The organism is Verrucosispora sp. TAA-831 (genome assembly GCF_050780145.1).
Lineage (GTDB): Bacteria > Actinomycetota > Actinomycetes > Mycobacteriales > Micromonosporaceae > Micromonospora.
In genome coordinates this window covers 2,928,327-2,943,908 of record NZ_CP192240.1, presented here as the reverse complement: position 1 = coordinate 2,943,908, position 15,582 = coordinate 2,928,327, and the positions used below count along the sequence as shown (strand labels likewise).

The window sequence follows — 15,582 nt, the reverse complement described above, 5'->3', positions numbered from 1 at the left end:
CCGGCCACGTCGACGGTTCAGCTCGCGTACGCCTCCACCTCGTAGAGCGAGTGGCCCCAGCCGGTGCCCCGGGCGGTGGCGTGGATCCGCAGGTAACGGCCGTTGGCGCCGAGTCCGGAGTGTTCGTCCACCCCGCCGTCGCCGCCGGTCACCGTCCGCACCGTGGTCCAGGTGGTGCCGTCGTTCGAGGTCTGGATGGTGTACGCGCTGCTGTACGCCGCCTCCCAGGTCAGCTTGACCCGGCCGATCGCGGTCGGGGTGCCCAGGTCGACCCGGATCCACTGCGGATCCGAGAACGCCGACGACCAGCGGGTGGTCAGGTCTCCGTCGACCGCCTGGGCGCCGGTCATGCCGGCCCCCTCGTCGCTGGAGGTCGTCGTCGGCCTGTTCCGCAGCAGGTTGCCGCCGGGCGGACCGCCGCTGCTGCTGCCGTACACCTCGAACTCGAACAGCGAGTAGCCCCAGCCGGTGCCGCGCGCGGTGCCGACGACCCGGACGAACCGGCCGGTGCCGGTCAGGCCGGTCAGGTCGTCCACCCCGCCGTCGCCGCCGGTGACCGTGCGGACGGTGGTGAAGGTGACGCCGTCCGGTGAGGTCTGGATCTGGTAGCCGCTGCCGTACGCCGCCTCCCAGGTCAGCTTCACCCGGTCGAGCGTGTACGTCGCGCCCAGGTCCACGTCGATCCACTGCGGATCGCTGAACGCGCTGCTCCACCGGGTACCGGGATCGCCGTCGACCGCGTTGGCCGCGACGTAGGCACCTTCGGCACTCGATGCCCGGGCCGGTTTGCCGCGCGCCAGGTTGGTGCCCGGATCGGGGTCCGGGCCGGGACCGGGACCGCCGCCGGTGCTGGTGGAGAGCGTGAACTCGTCCAGGTCGTACATGCCGCCGCCACCGGAGAAGACCAGGAACAGGGTGCGGGTGCCGGTCGGGGCGGTGACCGCACCGGTGACCGTGGCGAAGGTGCCGTACCCGCCGGTGGGTGTCACGGTGGTCGAGCCGACCAGCGGCCCGGTCGGCGAGTCGACCCGCAACTGGAGCGTGCCGCCGGCACCGGCCGGCGCGCCCACCCGGGCACTGAACGACCGGATGCCGGTCAGGTCGTACGGGCGGAACGAGATCCAGTCGTTGTTGTCGATGTAGCCGACCGCTGCGCCGCCGTGCGCGCTGCCCGGCCGGGTGATCTGGATGCCGGAGGAGTCCCCGAAGTGCTCGGCCTGCCGGGTACGGGGTTGCAGCACCGCCTGCGTGTGCGTGGTCAACGGCGGCTGGCCGCCTCCGCCGAGGTCGGTGTACTCGGCGTCGATGATGCCGAAGATGTTCGCCGCGGTGTCGTGCTCGCCGTCCACCGAGGTCTGGATGACGCCGGTGCAGCCCCGCACGCTGCCGAGCTGGTGGCCGTGCGAGTCGTGGCCGAGGACGTAGTTCACGGTGACCCGGGCGCAGTCGATCGGGCCGTCCTGCGCGTCGGTGACGGTGACCGAGAACGGCACCGCGTCACCGAAGGCGAAGGTCTGCCCGTTGGACGGCGTGTTGACGGTGACCACCGGGGCGCTGTTGCCGACCGTGACGACGGTGCTGGCGGTGCCGGTCTTGCCGGTGCTGTCCCGAACGGTCAGCGTCGGGGTGCGCACCCCGTTGGTGGTGTAGGTGTGGCTGGGGTTGGGGGCGGTGGAGTCGGTGGTGCCGTTGTTGTCGAAGTCCCAGGCGTAGCTGAACGGGTCGCCGTCCGGATCGAGTGATCCGGCCGAGGAGAACTGCACGGTCAGCGGGGCGACACCGCTGGTCGGGGTGGCCGAGACGACGGCTTTCGGTGCGCGGCCGTCGCGGGCGTACTCGATGCGGTACAGCGCCGAGTTGGCGTCGCCGTTGAACCAGCCGGTGCCGTAGTCGAGCACGTAGAGTGCGCCGTCCGGGCCGAACTCCATGTCCATGACCTGGGTGCCGGTCCACGGGAATGGATTGATCTTGAAGGGTTGGCCGGCGGAGTCGAGCGTGATGTTCTTGATCCAGCGTCGCCCGAACTCACCGGCGAAGTAGGTCCCGTCGTAGTACTCCGGGAACGCCACGTCGGAGGTGCTGGCCGGGTCGTACCGGTAGACCGGGCCACCCATCGGGGACAGTCCGCCGCCGGTGAGTTCCGGCGGCGAGCCGGACCCGCCGTACGGCAGCCAGGCCGGCACGGCCGGTGGGAGCTGGGTGATGCCGGTGTTGTTCGGCGAGTTGTTCACCGGCCCGCCCGCGCAGTCGAACTTCGGGCCGGACGGCCCGGACGGGAAGGTGTAGTCGTTGTAGGCGTCGTTGCGGGCCGTGCAGTACGGCCAGCCGTAGAAACCGGGCCGGTCGATCCGGGCGAACTCGACGTTGCCCGCCGGTCCCCGGTTCGGGTCGGCGGTGCCCGCGTCCGGCCCGTAGTCGCCGAGGTAGACGACGCCGGTGGCCTTGTCCACGCTCATCCGGAACGGGTTGCGGAAGCCCATCGCGTAGATCTCCGGGCGGGTACGCGCGGTGCCCGGGGCGAACATGTTCCCGGCCGGGACGGTGTAGCCGCCGGTGGCGCTGGGCCTGATCCGCAGCACCTTGCCGCGCAGGTCGTTGCTGTTGGCCGAGGTGCGCTGGGCGTCGAAGGCCGGGTTACGGCCGGGTCGCTCGTCGATCGGGGTGAAACCGGCCGAGTCGAACGGGTTGGTGTCGTCCCCGGTGGACAGGTACAGGTTGCCGGCCGCGTCGAAGGCCATGTCCCCGCCGACGTGGCAGCACATGCCCCGGTCGGTGGGTACGTCCAGGACCAGCGTCTCGCTGGCCAGGTTGACGGTGTGGTCGGCGTTCACGGTGAACCGGGACAGCCGGTTGACCCCGGCCCAGCGGGCGAAGTCGGCGGCGGTGCCGGTGGCCGGCGCGCCGCCGCCGGGGGTGTCCAGGGGTGGCGCGTAGAAGACGTACACCCAGCGGTTGGTGGTGAAGTTGGGGTCCACCGTGATGCCCTGTAGGCCCTCCTCGTCACCGGTGTAGACCGGCAGCGTGGCGGCGACCTTGGTGTTGCCGGCCGCGTCGGTGTAGCGGATGACGCCGTTGCGGGAGGTGTGCAGGACCCCCCGGTTCGGCAGCACGGTCAGGCTCATCGGCTCACCGGTCTCGGCCGCGCCCTTGGCCAGCTCGACCTGTTGGAAGTTCGAGTCGACGGTGGCGCCGCACTCGGCCTCGGTCGCGCCGGCCGCGCCGAGGATGCCGCCGAGCAGGTGTCGGCGGAAGTCCGGCTCGGCGTACGACGCGTCGGTGTGCCCCATCCCCGTGTACCAGGCACGACCGCCGGAATAGGTGTGACACCAGGAGATCGGGTGGTCGGCGCCCATGCTCCCGCCGGTGTAGGTGCTCTCGTCCAGCGTCGCCAGCACGTGCACGTCGCCCCGGGGGTTGGTGCGGTAGTTGTACCACTCGTCGAGCCGGGTCCACCGCTGCGGCAGGTTCGCCGTGGACGGGTGCACCCGGTCGGCGACCTTCACGGTGGCGGTCTGGTCGGCCGGGTGCGAGGCGAAGTACGCGCCGACCAGGCCGCCGTACCAGGGCCACTCGTACTCGGTGTCGGCGGCGGCGTGCACGCCCACGTACCCGCCGCCGGCGGTGATGTAGCGCTCGAACGCGGCCTGCTGGGCGGCGTTGAGCACGTCGCCGGTGGTGGAGAGCCAGATCACCGCGGCGAACCGGCTCAGGTTGGCGTCGGTGAACTGGGCCGAGTCCTCGGTGGTCTCGACGGTGAACCCGTTGGCGGCGCCGAGCTGCTGGACGGCGGTGATGCCCGGCCCGATGGAGCCGTGCCGGAAACCGGCGGTCTTGCTGAACACCAGCACGCTGAACGGCGCGGCGACGGCGGGCGGCGCCGCCGCGACGAGGCCGCCCAGCACGAGGACCGCGCTCAACGCGGCACCGAGCCAGGCTCTCAGGGATCTGCGCACGATACGTCCTTTCGAGGAGGCGTGCGCCGATCACGCCTGGTGAGGTGATGGAGGTGGTGTCGTGCCCCTCGCGGTGCGTCCGAACGTCGCCGGTGCCACGAGATGCGGGACAGGACATTCATCGTGATGGCTGGGCAGGTAGCCCGTCAAGGGCTCCGACGCGATCCGTGAGAGCGTTATCTCCGCAGGTCACGGGCGACCGATGAAGCGGAGATCGAATAACGCTTTCTGCTCGGTCATTCGTCGGCGGCACCGTCGGAGCCGGAGCCGGACACGGCGGGCAGGCGCACCAGGCGCCCGCCGCGCCGGTCACCGACCGTTCATCCCGCCGCGTTCTCCGCCCCGCCGCCCGAGGCGGCACGGGAGTGCCTTCGAGGGCGGATCGCGGGTGTTGCTCGCCGCCGGTCAGCCGGCGAGCAGCGCCACGGCGATCAGCACCGGGACGGCGGTGACGGTGGAGAGCAGGATCGCGTCCCGGGCCAGCACGACCCCCCGGCCGTAGCGCACCGCATAGACGAAGACGTTCTGCGCCGTGGGCAGCGCCGCGGTGACCGTACAGGCCAGCACCAGCGGTGCGGACAGGCCGAGGCCGTAGCGGGCCACCAGGTAGGCGACCGCCGGCTGGACCAGCGTCTTGAGCACCACCGCGAGCCGGACGTCCCATGCCGTGTCACCGGAGCCGGGCGGCGGGGCACCGCGCAGGGACAGGCCGTAGGCGAGCAGCGCGGCGGGTACGGCCATCGCGGCGACGAGTTCCACCGGTCGCATCACCGGCTCCGGCGGCGACCAACCGGCGACGCTCACGACCACTCCCAAGCCGCAGGCGACCGTGATCGGGTTCAACAGCGGCCGGACCGCCGCCCGGAGCACCGACCGCCGCTCCCCCGCCGCCGACGACTCCAGCACCGCGAACGCGAGCGGCGCCATCACGACCACCTGGAACATCAGCACCGGCGCGACGAGCGCGGCGTCACCGAGCACGTAGACCGCGATCGGGATGCCGATGTTGCCCGCGTTGACGTACGAGGCGGAGAGGGCGCCGATCGTCGCCTCGGGTGCCGATCGTCGCCACCACAGCATCGCGACGGCCACGAAGACTGCCGCGACCACGGTGGTGCTGATCAGCGTGACCAGGAGCGCGGACGAGAAGACCGTGGACACGTCGGCGCGGGAGACGGTCTCGAAGAGCAGCGCGGGCGTCGCGACGAAGAACGAGACCCGGGAGAGCACGGTGGGCCCCTCCGGCCCCAGCAGCCCGATGCGTCCCACCAGGTAGCCGATCGCGATCACGGTGGCGATGACGGCGAAACCGGTGAGTACGCCCTGCACGTGTGGTCCCCTCCGTGCCGATCCTCCCCCGGGCGCGCCCCGGATGGGCGGATGCCGGCGCGGCGGTCCGATGGGTGGGGACCACCGCGCCGACCCGATCCGCCCTCCGGAGACACCCCCTGCCTCCGCGGATCAGCAGTAATGGTAACGGTATTCAGTTTCTAGCCGCGAAGCGCCCGGCCTCGGGTGCAAGGAAGGGACCCTTCCTATACACGAGGCGTTAGTAGGGGTCCCTTCCTTGCACCCAGGTCAGCAGGTGGCGAGCATGCCGGTCAAGGCCGACTTCTCGGCGCTGTCGACGGAGAGGCCGTAGTACCACTTCACCTGGATCCAGGCCCGTGCGTAGGTGCAGTGGAAGGCCGCTCGCGGCGGCTTCCACCCTGCCGGATCCCGGTCACCCTTGGACGAGTTGACACTGCCGGTGACCGCCCACAACTCCGGGCCGCCCAGGTCGTTGGCGTAGGTCTGCCGGCGCGCGGTGGTCCAGGACCAGGCCCCGGACCGCCACGCCTCGGCCAGCGGCACGACGTGGTCGATGGAGATGTCGGCCGGGTTCGTCCGGGTCACCCCGTCGTACGGGCTGTACCAGGACCCGGAGGTCGGATAGCAGTTGGCGTCGACGACCACGTTGCTGCCGTCGCGCTTGAGGACCTGCTCCCGGGTGTTGCAGGTGCCGGTGACGGTGATCCAGTGCGGGAAGAGGTCCCGGCTGTAGCTGGACTGGTGCGACTCGGCGGCCACGGTGAGCGCGCCGAGCCGGCTCACCGCCGTGCTGTGCGACGGGATGTTGGGCGGGGTGGCTCCCGCCGGAGACGGGGCCACGACGAGGGACAGGGCGACGGCGGCCACCGTGGTGAGGGCGGCCGTACGGATGCGAGCCACTGGGCGACTCCTGACTGTCGCCTGCCACGGCGGGCGGGGGTCCCGCCTGACGGGATGGCAGGCACAGACGAGATTGTCGCAGACATCGCGATCAATGGATGAGAATCGGCTGCCAACCTGCGGTGAACGCGCCGTGAAGGCTACGCCTGCCGGATCGCCTCACCGGCGATCTCGATCCGGACGCTCTTGCCGACCAGCACCCCGCCGCTCTCCAGCACCACGTTCCAGACCAGGCCGTAGTCCTCGCGGTCGATCTCCGCCGTCGCGCTGAACCCGAAGATGTCCTGCCCGTACGGGTCGCGCCGGGCACCGCCGAACTCGACCTGGAGGTCCACCGGGCGGGTGATCCCCTTGACGGTCAACTCGCCGGCGAGCACGAACCGGGCGGTCGCCGGGCTCCCCGGTCGGGTCGACTCCTCCGGGGCGGGCCGCCGGCCGAGGCGGTGGTTCCGCAGCTTCGCCCAGTAGAAGATCGGATCGGTCTTCTCCAGTCGCGCAATTCCGGTACTGCGGTACTCGAGGGTGGGAAACGTCTCCACATCGAGGAAGTCGCCACTTCGCAGATGCGTGTCCCGATCCGTGCTCGCCGTATCGATACTGCCCGCTTGAATGGTCGCCTCGATCGTCGATCGAAGCGGATCCTCGGCGACGAGAATCTGCGCGGTGGCGTCCCGGAACTCACCCCGGACCGGGCTGACCATCATGTGTCGGGCGAGGAAGCCGATCCGCTTGTGTGCCGGATCGAGCCGGTAGGTGCCGGGGGCGGGAATGGACAGCCCGTCCCAGATCCGTGTGGAGCCGGTCATTGCTCGCTACTTCCTCCCCGCCTCGCGCAAGGCACCCGCCACCTGCCCGGACCCGGCCGCGCGGGGCGGTCGGGAACGGGCGATCACTCGCCAGCATAGGGAGATGGAAGGCACTTCCCCACGCTCGCGGGGTGCCGGTCGTGAGCACAATCACGGCCGCCCTCGACGGGCCCGACCGGCGGTGGGGGACGATTCCGTGAATCGGTCGGCAAATGGTGTACCAAGCCGGTCACGGTACGAGAGGGAACGCATCGCCCACCGCGACGCCGACGGCTGCCGGTCAGCCCGACACGGCCGGTTTCCGGGCGGTCACCAACTCCCAGGTGCCGGGCAGCACGGTCACCTCGGCGAAGCCGGTCTCGGCGAGCAATGCGGTGTAGTGCTCGGCCGCACGGAGTCGGCTCACACAGGTGTCGACGCCGATCAGGAAGTAGCTCCAGAAGAACTGCATGGCCAGCCGGTCGGGGGTGCGGAACTCCTCGCAGATCAGCAGCAGACCGCCCGGTTCCAGGGCCGCGTACGCCTGGGCCACCAGGTGCCGGGCCACCTCGTCGGGCCAGTCGTGCAGGACCCGGACGAAGGACATCGCGTCGTAGCCGGAGGGCAGTTCCTCGGTGAGGAAGTCACCGCCGACGAAGCCGAGCCGCTCCGGGTGGCCCCGGGCGACGCGGGTGCGATCCACCAGCGGCGCCACCGCGGGCAGGTTGTAGACGTCGGCGTGCAGCGTCGGCGCGGTGTCCAGGACGTGCGCGGCCAGGGTGCCGTCACCGCCGCCCACGTCCAGCAGCCGACGCCGGTCCGGCCACAGCCGGTCGGCGTGCCGCCGGACCGCCTCGACGACCGGTCCCAGCCCGACGGCCATGCTGCGTTCGAAGTCGGCGGTCTGCTCGTCGGTCTTCGGCGGCCAGGCGAAGTCGTCCTCACCGATGCTCACCTCGCCACGCAGGCTGTCGGCGAGCCGGCCGTGCAGCAGCCGCCACGGGTAACGGTCCCGGTCCCGTTCGAGCGCGTCCGGGCCGACCACCGCCTCGACCGCCGCTCGCAGTCCGGGCACCGCCCGGTAGCGGGTGGCGTCGATGTCGTCGCCCGAGTCCTCCCGGACGAGGAAACCGAGACTCTCCAGGCAGTCGAGGAACTTGTACAGCCGCAGCGGGCGTACCTTCAGGCTCTCGGCCAGGGCGTCGAGGCGGACCGGACCGGGCTCCAGCTCGTCGAGCAGCCCGAGCGTGAGCGCCGTCTCCAGCACGTCCATGGCCTTGGGCCCGTTGGCGAGCAGGCTCATCAGCGCGCGCGGCGAGAGCGTGACGGTCATCGGCCCAACTCCTTGCCCAACGCGTCCATGAATTCGTCGATCTCGTCGAGGGTGTTGTAGGCGTGCGGACCGACCCGCAGGTAGCCGCGCCAACTACAGATCAGGTGCTGCGCGGCCAGCCGGCGCTTGACCGCCTCGCCGTCCGGCACGTCCAGGCACACGACGCCCCCGCGCCGATCCGCCTCGGTCGGGCTGACCACCGCGATGCCGGCCTGCGCGGCGCGGTCCAGGACCCGCTGGGTGAGGGCGAGCGAGTGCCGGCGGATCGCCGGTACGCCGACACCGGCCAGCAGGTCCAGACCGACCTGGGAGACCAACGAGGTCAGCGGGTACGGCGTGCCACCGGCGAACCGGCGCGCACCGGGTGCCCAGCCGGTGGAGGGACGGAACGTCAGCGCCAGGTCGCCGGCCTGCCAACCGGTCGCCGCCGGTTCCAGGTGCGGCACCAGGTCGGGCCGGACGTAGAGGAAGGCGGTGCCGACCCCGCAGAGCCACTTGTGCGCGCCCCCGAGCACGGCGTCCACGCCCAGCGCGGTGACGTCCAGCGGCACCACCCCGACGGTCTGGAAGGCGTCCACCACCACCAGTGCGCCGACCCGGTGGGCCGCCGCCACCAGCCGGGGCAGGTCCACGGTGGCGCCGGAGGTGAAGGCGGCGTGCGGGACGCACACCAGCAGGGTCCGCTCGTCCAGGCGGGCGTGCAGGGCCTCCTGGTCGAGGTCCGGCCCGCCGGTGCCGACCACGTCGAGCCGCGCGCCGTAGCGCCCGAAGGCCCGGAAGACGAACGGGACCGTCGGAAACTCCAGGTCGGTGACGACCACCCGGTCGCGGGGCGGACGGTAGTCGAAGCAGGAGGCCAGGCGGGCCAGCAGCGTACTCAGGTTGGCGTCGGTGACGACACTGTTCGGTGGCGCGCCGAGCAGGGCCGCCACCGAGTCGGCGTACCGGTCGAGGCCGACGTGCCACTCCTGCCAGGCGTCGTCACGCCAGGTGCGCAGCGTCTCCCAGTAGTCGTGCAGCACCCGCTCGGCACCGGCCGGCACCGCCCCGGTGGAGTTGTTGTTCAGGTAGACGCCGGTGCGCAGCAGCGGGAACTCGGCGCGTAACGCCGCGTGCACGGAGGGGTCGAGGCAACCCGGCGTCTCGGGTCCGGGCGGGGGGTCGATGGGGTTCACGCGGGACGACCTCCGGTCGGACGGGACGGGTACGGTTCGACGGCGTCGAAGACCGGCAGGTCGCGTACGGCCGCCAGGTAGGGCGTGCCCTCGGTGTAGCCGGTGCCGGGACGACGGCCCAGCATCCGCACCGCCACCCCGTAGTGGGTGCGCCGCCACTGGGCCAGGGCCTCGGCGAACCTGCCCATGCCCGTCTCCACCAGGCGGCGCGTCGGATCGTCGAGCCGTCCCTCGTGGACCGCGCGACGGTACGCCTCGTCGACGGTCGGTTGGCCGTCGCGGACCCGGGCGCGGACCTCCGGCACGGACCGGTAGGCCACCGAGTCCAGCCGCTCCGGCGCGGGGGTACGGCAGAGCGACTCCACGAGCTTGTACGACCGGGACTGGATGGCGCTGGCGCCCTCGGTGTACTGCCGGAACGTCTGGAACGCCGCGGGCTGCATGGTGGCCAGCAGCGAGAACAGCGAACCGGCGGTGCCGAGCAGGTCGCGGGCGTACCCGAGGCGCTCGACCGCCGGGGCGGGTGGTCCGGCGCCCAGGGCGGCGACCACGCCCCGGAGTTCGTCGGCGACCCCGGCGAAGACGCACTCGTACGCCTGGAGCACCCGGATGAACAGGTATTCGTCGTGGGTGACGTGGACCGGCAGCATGCTCAGCCGCAGCGACGGGTCGCCGGTGGTGTCCAGACCTGCGACGACGGCGGACAGCGTGGTGGCGGTGGTGGCGGGCGTCGTGTCGTCGATCTTCGGGTCCAGGCCGAGGCGGGTCAGGGCGGGCAGCGCGGCGCGGACGCCGAGTCGGCAGCGCTTGGCCACCACGGCCCGCCCCGGGCGCTGCTCGGGCAGCAGTCCGGTGACCCGGGCGGCGGCCGACAGTTCGAAGGAGACCGCGTCGGCGACCAGCCGGACGACGAGCCGGTCCCGGGCCCTGCGGGCTTCGGCGTCGGGCGGCGGACCGTCGGTGCCGTCGGGCAGTCGGAGCAGGCGCAGGGCGAGGTAGCTGCGGTAGTCGTAGCGCCCGTCCCACTTGTCCAGCGCGACGTCGAGGAAGTCACGCAGCAGCCGCGCCGGCTCGTCGTGCCCGGTCACCCTCGCGCGCGTCTCGTCCAGTCGGGCGAGCAGTTCCTTGTCGACGAAATGTTTGCCGACCCGGTGAAATGCGTCGACCACCTGGTCGTAGGGGAATTCGTCGGGATCGGCCGCACCCGCCGACCAGCTCGTCAATTCGCGCACGAAACCGCACCTCGACATTCCGAAGAGGATTGCAATCGGGGTCGGCCGAGGGCCGAGGAAAGGTCAGTGCAGGCTGGCGGATTCCGCATCGGCGGTGTGCAGGCGCGCCTGCCACAATTCCGGGAAGAATCGGTGTCCGACGAGCTTGGCGAGCATGTTCGCCGGGCTGCCCGGAGTGCCGGCCGGTGGGTGTCCCCCGATCCGCAGCGCCACCTGGTAGTGCCGCACCCGCCAGGAGGACACCCGCTCGTCCCACTCCACCATGGCCTCGGCCAGCCGGTGCGTCGGGTCCGTCGGGTCCAGCTCGGGCAGCGCCGCCGGGGTGATACCCCGGGTGTCGAGATGGTCGTGGAAGGCCCGACCGAGTCGGCGACTGAGTGTCTGGACCTGCCGCCAGCCCGGCGACTCGGCACCGGAACCGTTGCCCAGGGCAGGCTGCATGGTCTGGAAATCCGCAGGTGAGAGGAACCGCAGCATCTCCATCTGGTCGGTCACCAGCCGCACCCCGAGGGTCGCCCGGGCGAGCAGCACCTCGGCCGCCACCAACTTCCCGGCGTCCACGCGGGCCGCCGACTCGACCAGCTCCGCCGCCGCCAGCTTCAGCCACAGCTCGGTGGACTGGTGCACCACCTGGAACAGCAGTTCGTCGCGGTGGATCATCTCCGCCGGGGACCGCTGCAACCCGAGCAACGCCTCGGTACGCATATAACGTGCGTAGTCCGTCGCGCCCTCGCCAGGCAGCACAGGTGATTGGTCACGCTTCACAGAATTGTCCCTCCACCGACGACACGGCCCGAATCGGCAATGCCGGGCGACTGACGCCCGGATATTATCCAACGCGGATCTCACTTGCGCCAGACGTCGCCGGAAAATCACCGAGAGTCAACGTCCGGAGGATCGACGGAGAACTGCGATCCGAATATGCCGTCAATTATCATATTGACGAAAACCAGTCAACCCGCACGGTGGGGATCGTCGCGCCGGACAGCACGAGGTGGCGTGGCCCTGGTCGGGCCACGCCACCTCGTCGGGCGGGTGAGAGGTCAGCCGGAGAAGACGGTGAACTCCGCCACCGACCACCAGTTGCCGGCCGAGCCCGTCTGTACGACCCGCACGTAGCGGGCGTCCCGGGCCTCGAAGTCGACCAGGGTCTGGTTGGTGAAGCCCTTGCCGCTGGCGACCGGACCGGTCCAGTTCCTGCCGTCGGTGGACAGGAGCACCTGGTAGCCCCGGGCGTGGTCGGCGCCGGTCGAGAGCAGCGAGATCCCGCTGACCGTACGCACCGACCGCATGTCGACGGTGATCGACTGCCCGTTGGCCATCGGCGCACCGGAGGTCCACCGGGTGCCGCTGTCACCGTCGAGCATCCGCGCCGCGGTGTCCGCGCCGCCGGAGGCGGTGGCGGTCCAGCCCGACCGGTTCAGGACGGTACGCCGGCCCGGCACCTGGTACTGCTCGTCGAGGGCCGCGCCGGCACCGGGCTCGAACTGGTCGAAGCCCCGGCTGTCGCACTGGCGGCCGGCGTTGATGCAGTGCTTCACCAGCGCGGCCAGGGTGGGCGTGTCCCACACGTTGTAGAAGTCGTAGTGGAACGAGTAGCCCCGTCCGCTGGACAGCCGCACCTGCGACATGTCGCCGCTGACCGGCCAGGCCATCTTGAACTCCAGCATCGGCACGGCGACCGGGTGGCTGGTCGGGCAGACGCCGTTGACCGGGTACACGATGTGGCTGACGTGGTCGGGGGTGTCCAGGTGCCGCCCGTCCCAGCAACTCGGTGCCTGCATCCGGACGTTGAGTTGGCTACCTGCGGGGCAGTTCGCCGGGAAGTCCACGTTGTCGTAGCTGTTCCCGCACTCCCAGCCCTTCTGGAAGGCCGGCGACGACTCGAACTGCGCGGCCGTGGTCATCGGGCTGCCGACGAGGTACCGCAGGCCGGGCGGGAACGGACGGACGCTGGTGTAGTCGCGTACGCCGCTCTTGTAGTAGATGACCTGAGGCCCCTGCGGCACGATCGGCGTATCGCCGTTGAGCAGCGTCGGCATCCAGTACCCCGACTTGTCGCCCGGCACCCGGCAGGTGGTCGCGCCCCTCGGCAGCGACTGCATGGTGCTCGCCGCGTTGGTCGTGGTGTTGCCCATGAAGGTGTGGTCGTGCGATGCCCCGGCCCGGTTGAAGTAGACGATCGGGTCGTCCGGCAGCCGGTGGCTGACCGCGCAGTTGGCCTGGAACTCGCGGTGGGCGCGGCGCGGCGGGTTCGCGGTCGAGGGCGTCACCCCGGTGACCGGCCGCTCGGCGAGCACGTAGTCGCCGGGGGTCGGCGCGCCGCTCGCGCCGTTGCCGTGCCCGGCCGGGTGGGACTGGCTCGGGCTGCTCGATCCCGGGGTGCCCGACGCGCTGGGCGTGCCGGAGGCGGCTCCCGAGGTCTGCGGCGCGGCGGGGGTGGCGCTCCCGCCGGTCAGCGCCCCGAACACCTGGAACTCCCACAGCGAGTAGCCGTACCCGGTGGCCCGCTTCGTGCCGTACATCCGCACGTACTGGCCCTCGCCGGACACGTCGAGACGCTGGGTGCCGCCGGTGCCGCTGCTGGTGCGGTAGATCGAGGTCCAGGCCAGCCCGTCCGGGGACACCTGGATCTCGAACTCGGTGGCGTACGCGGACTCCCAGTTGAGGACCACGGTGTCGATCCGGGCCGGTGCGCCCAGGTTCACCCCCAACCACTGCGGGTCGGCGAACGTACTGGACCAGCGGGACTTGGCGTCACCGTCGACCGCGCGCTCGGCGGACCACCGATCGCCCTCACTCGACGAGGCCGTGGCGGGCTTGCCCTGCGACAGCGGAGTCTCCTCGCCGGCGGTCAGACGCAGCGGCCCCATCGCGGTCCAGGAGGTCAGCGCGGCGGTGGTGGCGAGCGTCACCGCCACCATCCAGTACCGCCAGCGCGGCCGACGGCGCGGCCCGGACGCGGGCAGGTCGCGGGTTGACATGGAACCTCCGAGGTCTCGATCCGTTCGTCGGCGACGAATGTCGCGGTACGCTAACCACGCCCGGCCGCCGGGCAGATGAGGCTTAGGACCCAGGTGTGGGCCGTCCAGGGCCCAACGGTGCGGCTCGCGCACCAGCCCCGACCGCCTCTGGGTCCGACTGGGTCTTTCGGCTCAGGAACGGGCACCGCCCCGGCGTCTACCGTCGTGGCCATGTCTGCGGCAAGCGATGATCAACCCGGTCCGACCCGTCCCGGGCTGTGGCGGTTGGTCGGCGCTGCCGCCCTGGCCTGTCTCGGCGTGATCGTGCTGTGGTCCACGTTCCGGCAGCCGGAGCCGCCGGACGGGAGCAGCCGGGCGCTGGACCAGTTCCCGTCGCAGGCACCGGTGGATCCGCCGATCGAGCCACCGACCCTGTCGCCGCTGGGCGCGGAGGACGAGCCCGTGCCGAGCGGCACCCCGGAGGGCACGCCGTCGGTCGCCGTCAGCGGCCCGGCCGCGCCGTCGCCCGGGCGCACCAGCGCCCGACCCGTCCCGTCGACCACGACGCCGGGGACGTCGATCCTGCCGACGTCCGCCGCGGTCACGCCGAGCCGGACGCCGAGCCGGAGTCCCGCCGCGCAGTTCCGGCCGGTCACCGTCCAGGCCGAGGCGTCCGGCAACCTCCGCAGCGGCGGTGCGGCGGTCGCCTACTGCGATCCCTGCGACGGTGGCGCCCGGATCCGCTACCTCGGACAGCTCACCGTCTACCTCGACGTGGCCGTCGCCGGATCGCGCACCGTGACGGTGGGATACACGGTGGACGGCACTCGGGAGCTGAAGGTGGTCGTCAACGGCGGTGCGCCGCAGACCTTCACCGTCACCGGCAGTAGTTGGGAGACGCCCCGCAGCTTCCGGTTCACTGCGTCGATACCCGCCGGACGCACCGCGGTGACGTTCTACAACGACAGCGGACCACCGCCTGATATTGACAAAGTCACGGTCAGCTAACAGCGGCCCTTGCCGAGGCAAGTACACATAGGTGTTGTGTACATTCGCTGCCGTGTGTACGGAGAAGCGGGCCCCTCGTCCGATTTCTGACTCCCGACCCAGGGGGATCCACGGTGCCGACTGACCCGCCCCCGGACAGTAGTGGTCCTGACCAGCGGTTCCTCGGCACCTCGACAGAATCGACATCACTGCGGGTACCCCTCTGGGCGGGGATCGGCAGCCTGGCCGGCGCGATGGTGCTGGCTGCGGTGCTGATTCCGCCGCTGATCCTCGCCAACGACGACGACGGCCGCTCGGATTCGACGCAGACCCAGGTCGACCCGTCGAGCGCGCCACCCAGCGTGGTCGGTCAGCAACCCGAAGGGCCGGTCGTCCCGACCGAGTCGGGGCGCGCGCCGGGTCAGGGCCCGAGCGGGACACCACGCCCGGGCGGCGGCGGCACGGGCGAACCGGCACCGGAGGCCGAACCGACACGGACCCCGGGGACCGGTACGACCAGCCGTACTCCCGGCCCGACCACGAGCCCGAGCGCGACCACCGGGACCGAGCGGTTCCGGCCGATCACCGTGCAGGCCGAGGATCCGGGCAACACCCTCGGCGGCGGCGCCAAGGTCGCCACCTGCTCCGCCTGCGACGGCGGCGCGCGGGTGCGCTACCTGGGTGAACTCACCGTCTATTTCGACGTCCCCGCCGCCGGCCGCCGGACCGTCACCGTGCACTACACCGTGGACGGACCCCGGGAATTGCGGGTCTCCATCAACGACGCGAGTCAGCACACCTTCTCCGTCACCGGCACGAGCTGGGATTCGCCACGCAGCGTCCAGTTCGACGCCTCGGTCCCGGCCGGACGGGTCGCGGTGCGGCTCTGGAGCGGCAGGTCGGCACCCGACATCGACAAAGTCACCATCAGCTGACGGCAACG

General features: G+C 71.4%; 11 protein-coding genes. 2 read left to right on the top strand and 9 right to left on the bottom strand.

Features of this window, described 5'->3' with window-relative positions; translation table 11 throughout:
• Nucleotides 1-17 precede the first annotated feature (17 nt).
• The 9 genes from ACQVFL_RS13285 to ACQVFL_RS13245 all read right to left on the bottom strand — a co-directional run bounded on the left by ACQVFL_RS13285 (nucleotide 18) and on the right by ACQVFL_RS13245 (nucleotide 13,673).
• Complete coding sequence (locus ACQVFL_RS13285) at nucleotides 18-3,953, bottom strand: ThuA domain-containing protein (RefSeq protein ID WP_396693794.1); 3,936 nt, start codon at nucleotides 3,951-3,953, stop codon at nucleotides 18-20.
• 405 nt (nucleotides 3,954-4,358) lie between these two features.
• Entirely contained in the window at nucleotides 4,359-5,282 is a 924-nt protein-coding gene (locus ACQVFL_RS13280; RefSeq protein ID WP_396693796.1) for an AEC family transporter, read from the bottom strand.
• Nucleotides 5,283-5,531: 249 nt separating this feature from the next.
• The gene (locus ACQVFL_RS13275) at nucleotides 5,532-6,164 is read right to left on the bottom strand and encodes an HNH endonuclease family protein (protein WP_396693798.1); all 633 of its coding nucleotides are present in this window, start codon (nucleotides 6,162-6,164) and stop codon (nucleotides 5,532-5,534) included.
• Between the two features lie 140 nt (nucleotides 6,165-6,304).
• A complete protein-coding gene (locus ACQVFL_RS13270) occupies nucleotides 6,305-6,970 on the bottom strand; it encodes a YceI family protein (protein ID WP_396693800.1) in 666 nt (221 codons plus the stop codon).
• A 280-nt stretch (nucleotides 6,971-7,250) separates the two neighbouring features.
• A complete protein-coding gene (locus ACQVFL_RS13265) occupies nucleotides 7,251-8,282 on the bottom strand; it encodes a methyltransferase (RefSeq protein ID WP_431729485.1) in 1,032 nt (343 codons plus the stop codon).
• Nucleotides 8,279-9,457, bottom strand: a complete 1,179-nt coding sequence (locus ACQVFL_RS13260) for an aminotransferase class V-fold PLP-dependent enzyme (RefSeq protein WP_431729484.1) — start codon at nucleotides 9,455-9,457, stop codon at nucleotides 8,279-8,281. Before ACQVFL_RS13260 ends, ACQVFL_RS13265 begins: the two co-directional genes overlap by 4 nt.
• Nucleotides 9,454-10,707: a tryptophan 2,3-dioxygenase family protein gene (locus ACQVFL_RS13255; protein ID WP_431729483.1), complete on the bottom strand. Its 1,254-nt coding sequence runs from the start codon at nucleotides 10,705-10,707 to the stop codon at nucleotides 9,454-9,456. The genes ACQVFL_RS13260 and ACQVFL_RS13255 overlap by 4 nt, the downstream gene beginning before the upstream one ends.
• Nucleotides 10,708-10,752: 45 nt before the next feature.
• The gene (locus tag ACQVFL_RS13250; protein ID WP_396693806.1) at nucleotides 10,753-11,454 is read right to left on the bottom strand and encodes a tryptophan 2,3-dioxygenase family protein; all 702 of its coding nucleotides are present in this window, start codon (nucleotides 11,452-11,454) and stop codon (nucleotides 10,753-10,755) included.
• Between the two features lie 278 nt (nucleotides 11,455-11,732).
• Nucleotides 11,733-13,673, bottom strand: coding sequence for a DUF1996 domain-containing protein (locus tag ACQVFL_RS13245; RefSeq protein WP_396693808.1), 1,941 nt, complete (start codon nucleotides 13,671-13,673; stop codon nucleotides 11,733-11,735).
• 210 nt (nucleotides 13,674-13,883) lie between these two features.
• Here ACQVFL_RS13245 and ACQVFL_RS13240 point away from each other — a divergent pair, with 210 nt between their 5' ends.
• On the top strand, nucleotides 13,884-14,660 hold the full coding sequence (locus tag ACQVFL_RS13240) for a hypothetical protein (RefSeq protein ID WP_396693810.1): 777 nt from the start codon (nucleotides 13,884-13,886) through the stop codon (nucleotides 14,658-14,660).
• Between the two features lie 113 nt (nucleotides 14,661-14,773).
• Nucleotides 14,774-15,574, top strand: a complete 801-nt coding sequence (locus ACQVFL_RS13235; RefSeq protein ID WP_431729482.1) for a hypothetical protein — start codon at nucleotides 14,774-14,776, stop codon at nucleotides 15,572-15,574.
• The last annotated feature ends 8 nt before the right edge of the window (nucleotides 15,575-15,582 follow it).

Excerpts from the sequence above, each read along its gene's own strand:
- ACQVFL_RS13265 (WP_431729485.1), bottom strand. The coding sequence starts at position 8,282 with ATGACCGTCACGCTCTCGCCGCGCGCGCTGATGAGCCTGCTCGCCAAC.
- ACQVFL_RS13255 (WP_431729483.1), bottom strand. The coding sequence starts at position 10,707 with ATGTCGAGGTGCGGTTTCGTGCGCGAATTGACGAGCTGGTCGGCGGGT.
- ACQVFL_RS13270 (WP_396693800.1), bottom strand. The coding sequence starts at position 6,970 with ATGACCGGCTCCACACGGATCTGGGACGGGCTGTCCATTCCCGCCCCC.
- ACQVFL_RS13245 (WP_396693808.1), bottom strand. The coding sequence starts at position 13,673 with ATGTCAACCCGCGACCTGCCCGCGTCCGGGCCGCGCCGTCGGCCGCGC.
- ACQVFL_RS13240 (WP_396693810.1), top strand. The coding sequence starts at position 13,884 with ATGTCTGCGGCAAGCGATGATCAACCCGGTCCGACCCGTCCCGGGCTG.